Source organism: Hymenobacter psoromatis, from assembly GCA_001596155.1.
In the GTDB taxonomy this organism is placed as follows: domain Bacteria; phylum Bacteroidota; class Bacteroidia; order Cytophagales; family Hymenobacteraceae; genus Hymenobacter.
Map to the genome: position 1 here is coordinate 3,616,232 of CP014771.1, position 16,890 is coordinate 3,633,121.

Annotated in this window: 15 protein-coding genes and 1 pseudogene; 10 read left to right on the plus strand and 6 right to left on the minus strand. The window is 57.5% G+C overall.

The window, feature by feature from the left end; genetic code table 11:
* Window positions 1-202: 202 nt before the first annotated feature.
* From A0257_15470 to A0257_15515, 10 genes and pseudogenes are all read left to right on the plus strand, one after another.
* The gene (locus A0257_15470; GenBank protein ID AMR28350.1) at window positions 203-880 is read left to right on the plus strand and encodes a cbs domain containing protein; all 678 of its coding nucleotides are present in this window, start codon (window positions 203-205) and stop codon (window positions 878-880) included.
* Window positions 881-949: 69 nt separating this feature from the next.
* Window positions 950-2,452, plus strand: a complete 1,503-nt coding sequence (locus A0257_15475) for a hypothetical protein (GenBank protein AMR28351.1) — start codon at window positions 950-952, stop codon at window positions 2,450-2,452.
* A 28-nt stretch (window positions 2,453-2,480) separates the two neighbouring features.
* Window positions 2,481-3,380: an NAD kinase gene (gene ppnK / locus A0257_15480; protein AMR28352.1), complete on the plus strand. Its 900-nt coding sequence runs from the start codon at window positions 2,481-2,483 to the stop codon at window positions 3,378-3,380.
* A gap of 132 nt (window positions 3,381-3,512) precedes the next feature.
* Window positions 3,513-4,406, plus strand: a complete 894-nt coding sequence (locus A0257_15485) for a hypothetical protein (protein AMR28353.1) — start codon at window positions 3,513-3,515, stop codon at window positions 4,404-4,406.
* A 43-nt stretch (window positions 4,407-4,449) separates the two neighbouring features.
* Window positions 4,450-5,214: a hypothetical protein gene (locus tag A0257_15490; GenBank protein AMR28354.1), complete on the plus strand. Its 765-nt coding sequence runs from the start codon at window positions 4,450-4,452 to the stop codon at window positions 5,212-5,214.
* A gap of 152 nt (window positions 5,215-5,366) precedes the next feature.
* On the plus strand, window positions 5,367-6,113 hold the full coding sequence (locus tag A0257_15495; protein ID AMR28355.1) for an isoprenyl transferase: 747 nt from the start codon (window positions 5,367-5,369) through the stop codon (window positions 6,111-6,113).
* 17 nt (window positions 6,114-6,130) lie between these two features.
* On the plus strand, window positions 6,131-8,653 hold the full coding sequence (locus A0257_15500) for an outer membrane protein assembly factor BamA (protein ID AMR28356.1): 2,523 nt from the start codon (window positions 6,131-6,133) through the stop codon (window positions 8,651-8,653).
* A gap of 154 nt (window positions 8,654-8,807) precedes the next feature.
* Window positions 8,808-9,323: pseudogene (locus A0257_15505) on the plus strand (hypothetical protein).
* 237 nt (window positions 9,324-9,560) lie between these two features.
* The gene (locus A0257_15510; protein ID AMR29799.1) at window positions 9,561-10,187 is read left to right on the plus strand and encodes an outer membrane chaperone Skp; all 627 of its coding nucleotides are present in this window, start codon (window positions 9,561-9,563) and stop codon (window positions 10,185-10,187) included.
* 79 nt (window positions 10,188-10,266) lie between these two features.
* On the plus strand, window positions 10,267-11,313 hold the full coding sequence (locus A0257_15515; protein AMR28357.1) for an RNA pseudouridine synthase: 1,047 nt from the start codon (window positions 10,267-10,269) through the stop codon (window positions 11,311-11,313).
* 77 nt (window positions 11,314-11,390) lie between these two features.
* Here the strand turns inward: A0257_15515 and A0257_15520 are convergent, their stop codons facing one another.
* The 6 genes from A0257_15520 to A0257_15545 form a co-directional block, all read right to left on the minus strand.
* Window positions 11,391-13,025, minus strand: coding sequence for a hypothetical protein (locus tag A0257_15520; GenBank protein AMR28358.1), 1,635 nt, complete (start codon window positions 13,023-13,025; stop codon window positions 11,391-11,393).
* Between the two features lie 73 nt (window positions 13,026-13,098).
* A complete protein-coding gene (locus A0257_15525; GenBank protein ID AMR28359.1) occupies window positions 13,099-14,118 on the minus strand; it encodes a hypothetical protein in 1,020 nt (339 codons plus the stop codon).
* Complete coding sequence (locus tag A0257_15530) at window positions 14,105-14,365, minus strand: hypothetical protein (protein ID AMR28360.1); 261 nt, start codon at window positions 14,363-14,365, stop codon at window positions 14,105-14,107. Before A0257_15530 ends, A0257_15525 begins: the two co-directional genes overlap by 14 nt.
* Before the next feature lie 134 nt (window positions 14,366-14,499).
* On the minus strand, window positions 14,500-15,330 hold the full coding sequence (locus tag A0257_15535; protein ID AMR28361.1) for a hypothetical protein: 831 nt from the start codon (window positions 15,328-15,330) through the stop codon (window positions 14,500-14,502).
* A gap of 178 nt (window positions 15,331-15,508) precedes the next feature.
* Window positions 15,509-16,330, minus strand: a complete 822-nt coding sequence (locus A0257_15540; protein AMR28362.1) for an energy transducer TonB — start codon at window positions 16,328-16,330, stop codon at window positions 15,509-15,511.
* A complete protein-coding gene (locus tag A0257_15545) occupies window positions 16,330-16,884 on the minus strand; it encodes a biopolymer transporter ExbD (protein AMR28363.1) in 555 nt (184 codons plus the stop codon). Before A0257_15545 ends, A0257_15540 begins: the two co-directional genes overlap by 1 nt.
* Between the last annotated feature and the right edge of the window lie 6 nt (window positions 16,885-16,890).

Consider the following 16,890-nt stretch of genomic DNA (forward strand, 5'->3'; position numbering starts at 1 on the left):
TGACGAGGCGCGGCGTGGTTTTTGCCGGATAATAGCAACCTTTAGTGCCCGTTCGTAGTCCTAGTCCTGCTTGGCCTGCTTCGGAAAGTTAGTCGCAGCTTTCAACGGAAAATCACCAGCCAACCCGATATTTCGCTGGTGCTGCCTGTTGTAGCTCATCGGTAGTTACTTGTTTGTCGCCTGCTACTTAGCTTGTGCCCTTATGCCTGCTTTACTCGCCGAAGACCTACTCAACCAAATGATTCCGCCCCTCAAAGGCACTGACACCACGGCCAAGGCCGCGCGGTGGCTGGAGGAATTTCACGTGGGCCAGCTACCCGTGCTGGCCGGGCGGCGCTACCGGGGCCTCGTCACGGAGCACGACCTGGCCGACTACGACAACCCCGATACCCAGCTGGCCGAGCTTCCGCTGGGCTATGCCAATGCGCACGTGCAGCACGACCAGCACTTTTATCGCGTGATGGAGCTGGCCATTGAAAATAAAATTCAGCTCGTGCCCGTGCTCGATGAGCAGCAGGAATACGCGGGGGTAGTAACGGTGAGCGATGCGCTGGCCGCTTTTGGGCCGGTGCCCGGCGAGGCCGGGCAGGGTAGCATCCTGGTGCTCACGATGGAGGAGCGCGACTATTCGCTTTCGCAAATCAGTCGCTACGTGGAGGAAAACAACGCCAAGATTCTCTCGGCCCACGTCATTGCCGACGAGCACGACCCGTACCGCATTCGCCTTACCCTACGCCTCAACACCGATAACCTGGCCCGTATCACGGCCACCCTGGAGCGGTTTGGCTACGTAGTATCGGCGCAGTTTAGCGGCACACCCGTGGCCAGCGAAGACGAGCAGGAGCGCTTCGACGCGCTGCTGCGCTACCTCAGCGTCTAACTTTACTGGGTGAAGCACGGCGGCCAGCTATTTTTTTTGAGGGCGATTCAGTGCTTGTGCGGGCTTGGTTTGTGGCTTGGCGCTGGCTTTTTGGCCCAAGCCCAAACGGCCCTACCCCCCGCCTCGCCCGACAGCCTCCGCGAGCTGAGCCGGGAGCGCCGCCCGCCGGCCCTGGCGCCCGTGGTGGCCCCTACCGACACGCTGGTGCGCGTGGGCGTGTGCCCCGGCCCGCGCGTGCGGGTGGGGGCCATTCTGTTTGCGGGCAACAACCGCACCCGCGAGCGCACGCTGCGCGCCGAGCTGGACTTTCACGAGGGCGACTCGCTGACCGTGGCCGACTTGCCGGCCCATCTCGAAGCCAACCGCCGCCGCCTCTACAATTTGCAGCTCTTTCACGCGGTGCTGGTGCAGGCCAGCTGCGGCGGCACCGGCGAGGTGGTCGTTCTGTTCAGCGTGCAGGAGCGGTGGTATATTTTGCCTACCCCCATTTTTTCGCTGGCCGCGCCCACGTTCAACGCCTGGCTGTCGCGCCCCGACCACTGGCGACGCCTTGATTACGGCCTGCACCTCACGGACACCAATTTCCGGGGCCGCGCCGAGCAGCTTACCGTGAATCTCCAGCTGGGTTTCAACCGCAAGTATGAGCTTTTTTACGAAGCGCCCGGCTTTGGGCGCCGTCGCCGGGTAGGGCTGGGCTTCGGCATCTCGTACTACCAGAGCCGCAACCTCGACTACACCACCCAGAACGACCGCCCCCAAGGCCTGGCTGAGCCGCAGGACAATGCCTTCCCGATTCAGCGCTTCTACGTGTCGGGTGGGCTGCGCCTGCGCCACACCGTGCAGCTCAGCTCCGCGTTCGATATCTCGTACCACCGCGAATCAATCAGCAACCTCATCTACCTGCTCAACTACAACTACCTGCTGGGCCAGCAGCAGCGTCAGTACCTGGAAGCCAGTTTGATAACAACCAACAATCAGCGCAACACCTTCGCCTACCCCCTCACCGGGCAGTTCTTCCAAAGCTCCCTCACGCTGCGGCAGTTCGTGGGCCCCGACGCGGCCCCGGCCTACGCGCTGGCGCGGCTGCGCTACGCCCGCTACCTCAGCCTGGGGCACCACTTTTACTACGCCGTGGGGCTGGCCGCCCAAACGCGCCTGCTGGCCGACCGCATCGCGTATGCCGACTCGCGCAGCCTGGGCTACGACGCGCTGGTGCGCGGCTACGACGGCTACCTCATCGATGGCCGCTCCTACGGCCTGGTGCAGCAGGGCCTGAGCTGGCGCGCCTGGGCCCCGCCTCCGCTGCGCATTCCTTTCGTTAGGGACCCCAAAATAAATACCCTACCCCTCGCCGTGTACCTCAACGCTTTCGCCGATGCCGGCCTGGCGGGCGGCAGCGTGGGCCGGCCCACGCCGCCCTCCGACCAACTGCCGGGCAAGTTGCTGGCATCGGTGGGTCTCGGGCTACATTTGGTGACGTATTACGACAAAGTATTTCGCTTCGAGTTGTCGCGCCTGTTGAGCGGGTATCCCAAATATGTATTCCTGTTAGGCACCGGATTTCCTATTTAGTCTACCGGGAATATAGTATCTTTCTGTTATGAAAATCGCGATTTTAGGTAAGCCTTTCGACGAAACAGCTGCCCCACACTTGCAGCTGCTGCTTGATGGGCTACACACCCGTGGGGCGGCTATCAGCGTAGTTGAAGAGTTTCGCGACTATATGGATGCCCGCCTGCGCCTACCCCCCGGCGTAGGTACTTTTCGCCGTGGCGACTCGCTGCGGGGAACGCAGTTTGTACTTAGTGTTGGTGGTGACGGAACATTGCTAGATACCGTTACGTACGTTGGGGCCCTGCAAATTCCTATTTTAGGCATCAATACGGGGCGGCTGGGTTTCCTGGCCACAGTCAATCCCGACTACATTCCGCAAGCCATTGATGCGCTCTTCAAAGGCCATTTCACCCTCGAAGACCGCAGCCTGTTGCGCGCTGACACCGACCCCGATGTGTTTGGGCAGCTAAATTTTGGCCTGAATGAATTCAGCATTCTAAAGCGCGATACCTCTTCCATGATTACCGTGCATACCTACATAAACGGCGAATACCTGAATTCTTATTGGGCCGATGGGCTCGTAGTTTCGACCCCCACGGGCTCTACGGGCTATTCGCTGAGCTGCGGGGGGCCAGTAATGCTCCCGCAAACGAACAATTTTATCATCGCGCCCGTATGCCCCCACAATTTGAACGTTCGCCCACTTATCGTTTCTGACCAAAGTATAATTTCTTTTGAAATCGAAGGCCGCGCTACCAGCTACCTGCTCGCCCTGGATTCACGCTCCATGCCGGTCGATGCTACCGTTCAAATAGCCGTTCGCCGCGAAAATTTCAATGCCCGCCTGGTTAAACTCAACCACGTTAACTTTTTAAGTACGCTGCGCAATAAGCTTAATTGGGGGCTCGACCGCCGCAATCCGGCCACTGCGGCACAATTAAAATAACGCAAAAAGTTTTCTTAAAAAACAGCATTAATTTTTTTAGTTCCTTTTAGTACTTACTTTTGTATTCGCTGCCAACCACGTCTTATAAGGTTTGTGGCTCACTAGCTTAGCTAATCTTCTACCCTGCGCCTTATGACTAATATTTTCTCGTATTCAACTGCCCTGCTCGCGGGGCTCGCGCTGCTGGGCTCGACGCGGCAGGCCGATGCTCAGCAGTTCAGCAAGCGTAAGCAGTATACCTCCATCGGGGTTAGCCTGAATGCCATGAACTACTTTGGTGACCTCAATCCGCTCACCAACTTTGCTTCGTTTCATTTGGGTGATACCCGGCCTAATATTGGCCTGAATATCACGCACCGGTTCTTTCCGCGGGTTTCGGGTCGCTTTGCCGTTGCCTACGGCCGCATCACGGCCGATGATAACACCAACGCGAACAAGGACGATGCCAATGCCCGCTATCGCTATACCCGTAACGCGAGTTTCCGCAACGATATCTATGAGGCTTCGGCCGTAGTAGTTGTTGACCTGATTGAGAACCGTAACAATTACCTCAAGCGCCCGGACTTCGTGCCGTATATCTTTGGCGGGGTAGCAGGCTATCACCACAGCCCGCAGGGCAAAGACCAGAACGGTAACTACGTCGATTTGCAGCCGCTCAAAACTGAAGGCGTTGATTACAGCAAGTTTCAGTTCTCGCTGCCTTTTGGCGCGGGTGTGCGCTACCGCATCAACCGTCAGCTAGATGCCTCTTTTGAGATTGGCTTCCGCAAAACCTTTACGGGTTACTTGGATGATGTGAGTGGTAATTACGCTAATTTGGCAGGTGCCACGGCTCCCGCGCAATATTTTGGCGGTTACAACAATGGTACTTCGCCAGGTGGCATCACCAATACCTCAACCGGGGTAGCGGGTGGTTTCCTACCCGGTGCCAAGCGTGGCCAGGGCAAAACTGACTGGTACACCGTTACCGGCTTTTCGCTCAACTACATCCTGAACCCAAAAATCAAGAACCCCAAGTTCCGCTAAGCCCGTGCTGGCTGGCTGAACGCTCCTTTTATCAGTCTGCCGCATGGTTGTTTTCCGAGTTTCTTCCGCACTCCCCGTTGGCCTCCTGCTAGCGGGGAGTGCGTTTTTTTTACCCACTTGCGCTTTCGCTCAGCATACCAGCGAGTTAGGCATCGGCGTTGGCACTACTAATTATAAGGGAGATATTTCGCCGCAGTTTCAGTGGCAGAACAGTCGCCCTGCTTTCACCGTATTTTATCGGCGCGATATCTCGGTGCCCATCACGTTGCGGGGCAGCATCACGGCTGGTTTTCTGCGCGCTACCGATGCCAACGTAACGGGTGTAAACGGGGGGGTAGCCCCTTTGCAGGACTACCGCCAGCTGAGCCTAAGCGGGGGGGTAGTAGAAGCGTCCGGCGTGGTGGAATATAATTTTCTGGATTATCACCGCCGGCAGGACCAGCATCGGATGCACTTTTCCCCTTATTTGTTCGGGGGCCTGGCGCTCTATAGTGTTAATGCTACCGTCCGCAGTGCCAACGTGGCCTTGCAGGCCGACTTCAATCGGCAGGGTAGCAAAGTAGGGGTGGCCGTTCCGGTGGGGGTAGGGCTGAAAGTCGCGCTAACCGAACACTTCAACCTGGGTGCGGAGATAGGGGCGCGCAAGACATTCACGGACCAGCTGGACCATACCGGGGACCAAAACCCGCTGTTAGTGAACAGCCACGACCAGGATTGGTACTATTATACCGGCGTCAGCCTGTCCTACACCTTCTATAAAATTCTGTGCCCGCCAACTTATAAGCACAATAAAAGGCTGTTGAAGTAGCCGATTTACAATGGTAATTTGCGGGTAAAATATTGGATAGTAAGCAATTCGCGGGTTTGGGAAAGGCTGCTGGCAAAGCCTGGCGCTGAGGTGGCGGGGTAGGACTGCAACCCTTTGCGTAACTTGCGCACTCTTATACGCAAACCGCAACAATGGCCGAACGGTCCGAAATCGACCTCTCTAATATTCCTGTCCATGTCGCTGTTATCATGGATGGTAATGGGCGCTGGGCCAAACAGCGGGGAGGCCTGCGCGTGTTTGGGCACCAGAGCGCCATCACGGCGGTGCGCGACACGGTGGAGGAAGCTGCCGAGTTGGGAGTAAAATTTCTGACGCTGTATGCTTTTTCTACGGAAAACTGGAACCGCCCGGCCTTTGAAGTAACTGCGCTGATGCAGCTGCTTGTTCATACTATTCGCAACGAAACCAATACGTTACTTAAAAATAGCGTGCGCCTGCAGGCCATTGGCGACTTGCCAAGCCTACCCGCTAGCTGCCAGCGCGAGCTAGCCGAATCGATGGAACTGACCAAAGGCGGCACTCGCATGACACTGGTGCTGGCCCTGAGCTACAGCGGCCGCTGGGACCTGACGCAGGCCGCCCAGCGACTGGCCGCCGATGTGGCGGCCGGACACGTGCAGCCCGCCGCCGTAACGGAAGCTACGATTACGGGCTACCTGGCAACCGCCGGCATGCCAGACCCTGAACTACTTATTCGCACCAGTGGCGAGCAGCGCATTAGCAACTTTCTGCTGTGGCAGCTGGCTTACACGGAGCTTTATATTACCTCAGTGCTGTGGCCCGATTTTCGGCGCAGCCACTTCCGCGACGCTCTCAAGGCCTACCAGGGCCGCGAGCGACGATTCGGCAAAACCAGCGAGCAGCTGACGATATCCTGATGTTTTTTATGTTAATAATGCGTACCTACTTGCGTAGTGGCCTGTTGAGTTTCCTGCTGCTGGCCGGAATAGTAGCTGCGCAATCGGCTCATGCTCAAGAGGGAGCGCCTACCCCCGCGGCGGGTGCCGACGAGCCGCACAAGTACCAGCTCGGGGGCATTACGGTGAGCGGTGCCCGCTACCTGGACCCTAATACGTTGATTGGCCTGTCGGGTTTACGCATTGGCGACGCCATCACGGTGCCGGGCGAAGACGTGGGCAAAGCCATCCGCAAGATATGGTCGCAGGGTATTTTGGCCGATATTTCGGTAGGCATCGCCCGGATTGAAGGCAATAAGATTTTCCTCGATTTTAACGTGCGTGAGCGGCCCCGTCTCTCCAAGTTCACGTTTGAGGGCATCAGCAAGGGTCAGGCTGATGAGATTGACAAGAAAATCAAGCTCATCCGGGGCAAAGTAGTTACTGATGCGCTATTGTCTAATACCCGGACGCAGGTGCGTAAGTTCTACACTAACAAGGGCTATCTGGATACCAAAGTCGTGATTCGCCAGGTGGCCGACTCCGCGCTTTCCAACAGCGTAGCGCTGAAGATTGACGTGGACAAAGGCAACAAAGTGCGGATTCACGATATTGAATTCGAAGGTAATAAAGCGTTCAAGGATAGCAAGCTGGCTAGTCAGTTCAAGAAAACCAAGGCGCGCAAGCCCTATAAATTCTTGACGCCGGGCAAGTTCCAGCGCTCAGAATTTGAAGATGATAAGAAAAAGCTGGTTGATTTCTACAACGACCAAGGCTACCGCGACGCCACCATCGTGTCGGATACGATTGAGCGCGATGAGAAGGGCCTGATTGTGAAGGTGAAAGTGGATGAGGGGCCGAAGTACTACTTCCGTAACATCACCTGGAGCGGTAACTACCTCTACGACAATAAGACCCTGGCGTCGGTGCTGGGCATCAAGCGGGGTAGCACGTATAGCAAAGAAATACTCGATAAGCGACTGAGCTACAACCCGACCGGCCAGGATATTACCTCGCTCTACATGAACGACGGTTACCTGTTTTTCTCCATCGACCCCGTTGAAACCAAAGTTGAAGGCGATTCCATCGACATTGAGATGCGTATCAGCGAGGGCGTCCAGGCGCGGGTGAAGGATATCAACATCGCTGGCAACACGAAAACGTCGGACCACGTGCTGCGCCGCACGCTACGCACGCTGCCCGGCGATAAATTCAACCGCGAACTGCTCATTCGCTCGCAGCGCGAAATCGCTACCCTAGGGTATTTCGACCCCGAGAAGATTGGCATTAATCCGGTGCCCAACCAGGCCGACGGGACCGTGGACATCAACTACACGGTGGTGGAAAAGCCTTCGGACCAGATTACGCTTTCGGGCGGCTGGGGTGGCTACGCCGGCTTTATCGGCACGGTGGGCCTGGTGTTCAACAACTTCTCGTTGCGCAAGGCCAAGGATTTTCATAACTGGACGCCCGTGCCGGCCGGCGATGGCCAGCGCCTGGCTCTGAACGTGCAGGCCAACGGCTTGCAGTATCAGGCCTACTCCTTTAGCTTCACGGAGCCCTGGCTGGGTGGCCGCAAGCCCAACTCGTTCTCGTTCAGCCTGAACCGCAGCATTTCGCGCCTGGGCGTCAATTTCAACCCGACCACGGGCAGCTTTATCAAGGTGAACAGCGCCACGATTGGCCTGGGCCGCCAGCTGCGCGTGCCGGATGACTACTTCTCGCTGAGCAACTCGATTTCGTATAGCCAGTACACGCTCCAGAACTACTCGATTTTCTCGGACTTTAATACGGGTAAGGCCAACAACTTCACGTTCAATACTACGCTCTCGCGCAACAGTATTGACAACCCGACCTACACGCGCCGCGGCTCGTCCATTAGCCTGAGCGTGAGCCTGACGCCGCCTTATTCCGCCTTTAAGGGCGCGCACCCGAACACGTATGAGTGGGTAGAGTTTCACAAGTGGATGTTCGACGCCTCGTGGTTTACGCCCATCGTGGGCAAGCTGGTGCTGAATACCCGCGCTCACTTTGGCTTCATCGGCACTTACACGCCCGACCGCACGCCGGGGCCGTTCGAGCGCTTCAAGATGGGTGGCGCGGGCCTGGGCTACGGCGGCGGCGGCTCGTTCCTGGTGGGCACGGACTACATTGGCCTGCGCGGCTACGACGACCCCAACGGGGCCTATGCCATTCCGACTGCTCAATCGGGCAAAAATGGGGGGGTAGCCTACAACAAGTACGTTGCGGAGCTGCGCTACCCCGTCAGCCTCAACCCGGCCGCGACGGTGTACATCCTGGGTTTTGCCGAAGCCGGCAATGCCTTCGACACTTCCAGCCAGTACAATCCCTACAAGCTGTACCGCTCGGCGGGGGTAGGCGCTCGTATTTTCATGTCGGCTTTTGGCCTGTTGGGCTTCGACTATGGCCGGGCGTTTGACACGGTAATTCCGCCGCCCGGCACCACTACGGCGCAGGATTTCAATCACTTCCACTTCATCATCGGCCAGCAGATTCGTTAGGTTTGCCGGCAGGCTGAACGTTTAGGGAAGCGCCCGCAGTTTGTGAAAATACTGGGACTTAGTGCCAAACCTCGTAAACTAAACGGCTCGGCTTGTTCGTTAGGCGCTTAATGCTATCGCCATCTGGTCGGCCCTACCCCCTCCTTTTTTTCGCATGACTCACGTTGCTCGTTACCTGCTGGCGTTGCTGTTGCTGGGCGCTTTTGTCCCGGCCTGGGGTCAGAAGTTTGGCTACATCGACACCGAGTTCATTATGAGCAAGATGCCGGAGTATGCCCAGGCGCAGGTGGAACTGGCTAAAATGACCGATACCTGGCAGAAGGAGATAGAGACACAGAAAAAGGACCTGGACCAGATGTACCACACCTACCAAAATGAGGAAGTGGTGCTGACGGAAGCCATGAAAAAGAAGCGCCAGGATGAGATTCAGAAAAAGGAACTAGAGATAAAAGCCTACGAAGCCAAGCAGTTTGGCTACGAAGGGCAGCTTTTCAAAAAGCGCGTGGAGCTGAACAAGCCGGCGCAGGACAAGATTTTTGACGCGGTGGAAAAAGTAGTGAAGGTGCGGAAGCTGGACTTTATGTTTGACCGCAACGGCGACCTGACCATGCTCTACGCCAACCCTACGCACGACTACACCGAGTTTGTGCTGGAGGAGCTGGGCCTGGGTAGCCCTACCCGCAACCAGCCCGGCCCCAAAGGCCCCGTGAAGACCGTGAAGCCGCCTAAAACGCCTACGGCCAGCACTGACCCTAACTTTGAGTCGGATTCAAGCACGCCCGACCCCGCCGAAACGACTAAAACCCCGACTACCAAGGCTGCTAAAGCCAACGCGGGCGGTAAGCCCTAAAATTGCTAACTTTGCAAACAGACTTTTTTTAGAACCTTGATTTCCTTCGTAAAACGCGTGAAAAACCTTCACCTGACCTTCGCCGCCGCGCTGCTTATTGCCGGTTCGTTCTTCGCTCCGAGCGCCCAGGCCCAGGCCCCCCTTAAAATTGGCTACACCAGCGTGGAATACGTGCTGAGCCAGATGCCCGAAAGCAAGCAGATTGAATCGGACCTGAAAGCCTACGGCACCCAGCTCGAAGCGCAGATTAAGAGCAAGCAGACCGAGTATCAGACCAAGCTAGAAGCTTACCAGAAAGCTCAGGCAACGATGACCCCCGTTATCAAGGCTGACAAGGAGAAAGAGCTGACCACGCTGGGCCAAAGCATTCAGGAGTTTGGCCAGAGCGCCCAGCAGTCGATGCAGCAGAAGCAGCAGGCGCTGCTGCGCCCGGTGCTCGACAAGATTCAGAAGACCATCGATGCCGTAGCTGAAGAAAGCGGCTACACCTACGTGCTGAACTCGGACTCGGGCAGCAACCCGGTGCTGCTGCACGGCCCTAAGGACGGCGACGTGTCGGACATCATCCTGAAGAAGATGGGCATCACGCCGACCGCCAACGCGCCGGTGCCTTCGACCCAGGCACCAAGGGCTCCTTCGACCGGCATTCCTGCCGCGCCGACCCGCACCAAGACCAGAAAGTAGTAGCTGCCCACCAGCGGCTAGCAAGCCGGAGCCCAGTGGCTCCGGCTTTTTTCGTGTTCCCTACCCCCTCTGCTGCCCGATGTCCCTACCCCCCGACCCCGACCTGGAGCCCGACGAAGCCGGTGAGGAGGATGAATTGTATGAGCACCACCGCATCGTAGTTGACCGCGGCCAGGAGCTGTTGCGCCTCGATAAATTTCTGCTCAACCGCCTGGCCAACGCCTCGCGCACCAAGATTCAGGATGCCATCCGGGCCGAGGCGGTGCGGGTAAATGGCCACCTAACCAAGCCCAACTACCGGGTGCGGCCGGCCGATGTCATCACCATCACGCTGCCCGAGCCGCCGCGCACGGGCAAGATAGTGCCCGAGGCTATGGACCTCGACATTCGCTACGAGGATGACGAGCTGCTACTCGTGAATAAGCCCGCCGGCCTGGTCGTGCACCCGGCCTATGGCCACTGGGAGGGCACGCTAGTGAACGGCCTCGCCTACCACCTGGCCAACCTGCCCACGGGCCGCAACGGCGAGATTCGGCCCGGCTTGGTGCATCGCATCGACAAAGACACGTCGGGGCTGCTGGTGATTGGCAAAACCGAGTGGGCCATGACGCACCTCTCGCAGCAGTTCTTCCACCACACCATCGAGCGTAGCTACCTGGCGCTGGTGTGGGGCAGTTTTGAGGAAGACGCGGGCACGGTGCGCGGCCACGTGGGGCGCAGCCTGCGCGACCGCAAGGTGCAGGCCGTGTATCCCGGCGGCGAGCAGGGCAAAGCCGCCGTGACGCACTACCAAGTGCGCCAGCGCTACGGCCCGGTTACGCTGCTGGAGTGCCGCCTCGAAACCGGCCGCACCCACCAGATTCGGGCTCATATGCAGCATATCGGGCACCCGCTGTTCAGCGATGCCACCTACGGCGGCGATAAAATTCGTTTTGGGCAGGCTACGGGTGCCTACAAGGCCTTCGTAGAAAGTTGCTTTGCCACGTTGCCCCGGCAGGCGCTGCACGCGCGCTCACTGGGCTTCGTGCACCCTGCCACCGGCGAAAAGCTGTATTTTGAAGCCGAACTGCCCGCTGATTTCGCGGATGCGCTGGCTAAGTGGAAAGCCTGGGCGGCCACGCAGTAGCCGGCCCTACCCCCTAAACACAAAGAAGCCCCGCGCAAGCTGCGCGGGGCTTCTTTGTGTTTAGGGGGTAGGGCCGGCTACTTCTTCTTCTTTACAACAGTCGTTGTCTTTCGCGTCGTAGCCGTGCGAACCGGAGCCTTAATGATTTTCATTGCGTTGATAGCATCCTTGTTGGTTGGGTCGATGGCCAATACCTTCTCGTAATAGGTAGTAGCGGTCGGCTTATCACCCTTCTGCAAGTTGTAATAGCCCAAGTAGTTGTTCGCCTCAATCAGGCCGCTCTTGTACTTGTCGGGGTCAGTGCCGGCTACCTCAATATACTTCTCATAGTAAGGCTTGGCCAGACCCTGCTTGGAATCCTGGTCCTGGTAGAAGTTGGCTTGAGCACGGGCCTGCCAGGCGGGCGCGTAGGTAGGTTTAGCCGCCGTGATGATACCATATACACTATCGGCCTGCACATACTGCTTGCTATTGCTGAAGGCAGTAGCCAGGCGGAACTGGTCGGTAAGGTCACCCTGCGGGGTTTTGAGCTTGGCCTTGTAGATGCTGATGGCCGCCGGATAGTTTTTCTGCGCTATGTAAGCCGCCGCGAGGTCATTCTGCAAATCGGCTTTCTTGTCTGGGTCAGTAATCAGTGAAATTGCCTTTTGCAACACCGAAATCGCCTCTTCACTCCGGCCCGACTTAAGCAAAATTTTGGCTTGGTAGGAATAGTCTTCCGGAATGATTTTCTCGGCCGGGGCCACCTTCATGTACTGGTCCATTGCCGTAGCAGCACCGGCATAATCGCTGGTTTCGTACAGGTTATAGGCTTTGAGGCGGTTCATCGTCAGGTTATTGGGCTCCACGGCCAATACCTTGTTGACTTCCACCAGCGACTCGGGATACTTTTTGGTTAGGTACAAGAATGACGCGTATTCCGCATCCGTATCGGCCGACACTTCCGCTTTGGACTGGTAGGTCTGGAACGTCTCCAGCGCCTTCGGGTACTGGCCGGCCGAGTAATACATCTCCGCCAGCTCCTTATAAGCCGGGGCGTAGTTGGGGTCAAGCGCGATGGCCTTGTCCAGGTTTTCCTTAGCGGCGGCCCCGTTGCGGCTGCGCACGTTCAGCACGCCCTTCTTATAAAAGCCTTCAGCACTGTTGGGGTTGGCGGCCGTGGCCCGGTCGAAGCTGCTCATGGCCTCGCCGCCACCCTGGTCAGAGTGCAGGTAGATTTCACCGCGGGCAATCATCAGCTCGGGGTTATCCTTGCCTTTGCCGAGGGCCTCGGCAGTTTTTTCGTAGGTCAGGGCGCGGGTAATGTCCTTCACATCCGATTCGCCGTAGGCCTGCGCAATCATGGTTAGCACCTTAGCGTCCTTGTTCTTAGTAGCTTTGGCAGCGGCTTCGAACTTAGCATCGGCCTCGCCGGCGCGGCCTTTGGCTAGCAAAGCCCGGCCTTCGGCCACCATCCCGAATGGGGTAGGGCCGGCGGCGCGGTTGAAGTAATAAGAAGCTGAATCGGGCAAATCGCGCATCTGGTAGATGCGACCTAGCTCGAAACTGGCTTCGGGGCTGCTATTGCCGCGTAAAGCGGCGCGGGCCTCCTTATAGCGGCCTAGCTCGATAGCTTTCTGAGCAGAAGCTACGCTCTGTGCGGTGGCGGCCGTAGCGCCGGCTCCTACGGTGAGGGCGGTCAGCAGCAGCGGTTTCCAGGGCTTAAAAGACATAGGGTAGGAAAGAAAAGGGTAAATTTTTGGTGAAAGATGCGTGGTTATACTACGCAGCCGGCAGGAAGGTAGTTCACTGGCGCTTATTGGTCGTTATGATGCGCGCCTGCACGTTGGCAGGCATCAGGCCAGACTTCTGAAAAATAAGCTGGCCCTTTTGGCCGGCCACGAACGATATAAACCCGGAGGCCAGCCCAGCCCGCGCTTCCCGGCTGATAATGTAGATGTCGCGGCGCAACGGGTAGTTCTGCAGTTCGGGATGTTCCCGCAGCAGCTCCGCCGATTTAGGGGCCAAGTATACTTGGTAGGGTTGAATGTAGTCGTCTTTTTTGGGATTGGGCCGGGCCGTGATGCTGGCTACCCGCACCCGTTTCAGAAATCCGCGCACTTTAGGGTCGTCAAAATCCGAAATCCAGTTTACGCCCACAATGCCAATGGCATCGGGGTGGGCGGCCACGTAGTCGAGCAGCTTGGGGTTAGACTGCGCCGCGAACGCCTTGGGGGTGAGCGCGCCGCCATGCAGCAGCGTGTCGCGCACGAAGCGGCTAGTGCTGCTGCGGTTCGCATCGAAGACCACATTAACGGCGCCGAGCTTCTTCTGGCCACTCACCTGGTTCCATTGCGTGGTCTGGCCACCAAAAATGCCGCGCAGCTGCGTGATAGTCAGCAGCGTATCGGGGTTGGATGGGTGCAGGATAATGGCCAGGCCGTCGATGCCCACTTTCGTGGTGCGCGGCAGCATGGTTTGCTTATCCATCTCCTTTTTTTCGTCAGCATTTAACTCTCGGGAAACGACGATGGCCTTTACCTTGTCATTGAGCAAGTCCAGAAAAACGTTGTCTTCCGGCTGGTAGCTCACTTTCAGGTGCGCATCGACGTAGAGCTTCTGAAACGTATCTACCTGCGATTCTAGCACTGGCGCGAACGTAGCATCCACGCTAATGCCCACGTGGCCGCTCGTGGGCGTGTCAGTAAACTCCTCGCTGGTGCCAGCGCCCCGGTCGGGGTGACAGCTGGGGAGGAGGCTGGAAGTCACGAGCGCCGCCGCCAGCACCGGGCGGCCCGGCCGCGAAAACAGACTAGTTAAACTCATTGCGCGTGGGGTTGCGAAATTGACTGCGGATGGTACGCACTAAGCGGATAGCGCCGTAGAGGATGAATACGGTACCCAGCAACATCCGGGTTTTGGGACCCAGGGGCAGCAAGGCACCAGCGGCCGACTGGTGCTTGGCGGTGACCCACAGCCAAATGCCCAGCGCGACATAAACCAGCGACATAATCAGGGTAAAGTAGCGTACTATGCGCTGGGGCGAGCCTAAGCGCTCTTCGGTGGTGGGCATGGGTATGGGATAGCAAGTGTGATACTATACCGTAACCCGCGTAAATACCTGGTTTGTTCGATAAGCAGGGCGGGTGGGCAATCAGTCTGCAAAAAAGGGCACAAAATCCCAGTTTCCTACTATCCGCACTTACTTTACTGATATTGAAACGTGATGGGCAGGGTAAAGCGAACGGCTACGGCATGCTTGCTCTGGTAGCCCGGCGTCCAGTTAGGCATCTGGCGCACTACGCGTTGCGCTTCTTCATCGAGGCCGTAACCCAGGCCTTTAAGCACCGTCACCTCGGAGATAGAGCCATCGGCCTGCACCACAAAACTCAAAAACACGCGCCCCCCAATGCCTTCGGCCAGCGCCGCGCCAGGGTAGTGCAAGTGGCTGCGCAGGTAGCGCAACAGCGCCTGCTGCCCACCCGCGAACTCCGGCATTTTCTCAACGGCTATAAAAGGCTCATTGGACGTGGCAGGAGTGGCCGTGCCCGTTTCGCTACCCCCCATTCGGCCACCAACTTCGCCCTCATCAGTAAGCATATTGCCCGCATTCGGCGTAGCCGGTCCCACGGGTCCATCTAGCACTTCGGCCAGCGGCGTGGGGGTAGGGCGCGGCTGGATGATAGCATCTTTAACCACTTCATGAGGAATAGTTGGCACCGGGTGCGTCGCAACGGGCCGGGCGTGGGGCTGCTGCGGCTCGGCCACCTTTGGGTGCTCTATTACAACCTGTGGCTGTAGCAGCAGTGGCTCTATCGTATGGGTAAGCGCAACTATCGGCGCGGCTGTAGGGACCAGCTGCCGCCAGGCCGCCCAGCTAAGCAGCAAAAAGGCAAACAGCAGCAGCGTGATGCCCCCGGCCGAGGCCAGGTTGCGCTGGTAGTCATGGCGCAGCTGATACGCGCCATAGGCTTGGTTGCGGCCTTCAAACACAACCTCGTCGAGGCTGTCGAGCAAAAATGCGGGCAGAAGTGGCATAGTGGGTAAGGAGAAAAAGTGAGGGGTAACACTGGGAGCAGCCAGCTACCAGACTGATGCTACCCCACACTTTTTTCCACATCACCACCGCACTTTTTGTAGTAATAGTTTTTGTCACGAACGCAAAAAGGCCCTGGCTGCATCGCAGCCAGGGCCTTCAGTTTGAAGTAATTTCAGACTACTGAATTTTCAGCGTTACCGGTACCGTAAACGATACTTTCACCGCCCGGCCATTCTGCTTGCCTGGGATAAACTTTGGCAGCGCTTTGATGGAGCGAATGGTTTCGGCATCAACCGTGCCGGTCAGGCCTTTTACAATCTTCACGTCCGAAATATCACCATTTTCATCGACCGTAAAGCTGGCGAACACCCGGCCTTCTACCTGGTTGCGCAGGTCAACCGCGGGGTAGCGGAAGCTTTTCTGGATGGCCGCTACGATGGCACTCATGCCACCGCCACCGGGTAGGGAGGGCATTTGCTCCACGTAGGTGTACACCTTGTTCTCGACGACCTCGGCTACCACCTTGTTGCCTTCGCCGCTTAGGGCGCTGAGGTCGGGGGCATCCGTATTGCCTTTCACGGTCACGGTAGCTACCGTTTTATCCTTCAGCTCGTCTTGGTCGGGCACTTCCTCCTTCTTCACTTCCTCGTCCTTCTTGATTACCGGCGGCGTGAATTTCACCGTCGTTAGCTTAGGAGGTGGGGGTGGGGGCGCCTCGGGAGGCGGGGGCGGGGGCGGGGGCTTGGTATCGTCCAGGGGCGGCGCGTCCATCAGCACGTTCTCCTTTAGGTTCAGCACCTCTTTGGGCCTGCGGTCCTCGAAGAACTTTGCCACGGCCGGAAGGAAGACCAGAATTGTCAGCAGTATCGTGCCGATAACCAGGGCCCGCGACACGTTGCGTCCGTAGATGCGGCGCAATTGAAACGCGCCGTACTCCTTGTTCCGCCCCTCAAATACGATGTCATTCAGGCTGGCATTAGCCAGCTGCGCGTTGTCCATCATAGCAGGTTCTGTTTTTTAATGAGTTCCACGTCTTTCTTCGGGATGTCAATCAGCGCGTACTTCTTCTGATTGGTGATGTTCATCTCGTCCAGGATATCTACCATATTCTTGTATTTGGCATCCTTACCGTCCACGGAGTAAGGCTCAATCAGAATAATGGGTTCGGGCTGCTGGCGCTGGCGCGCCAGCAACACCTTGCGGATACCGTTGGCCGAGAAGTCCGTTACCTTGATTTCGGGCACGGACACACTCTTGTCACTGGGCTCGTTCAGGCCAAAAAAGTAGAATACTTTGTTGTCAGGAGCCAGAATAACCGTCATGGCCTGCGAGGCCTTGATTTTGGTTTGTTCGTCGGGAATCGGGTTCTTTTCCTTCACCGGCATCGTGAGCTGCATCACGTTGGGCTTGGCGAAGGTGGTCGTGAGCATGAAGAACGTCAGGAGCAGGAAGGCCAAGTCAACCATCGGCGTCATGTCAATCTTAGTTGACATTTTTTTCGCCCGTTTCTTGCCTCCCTTTCCGGAGTCGCCTTTTTGTTGGATTTCAGCCATGAGTTC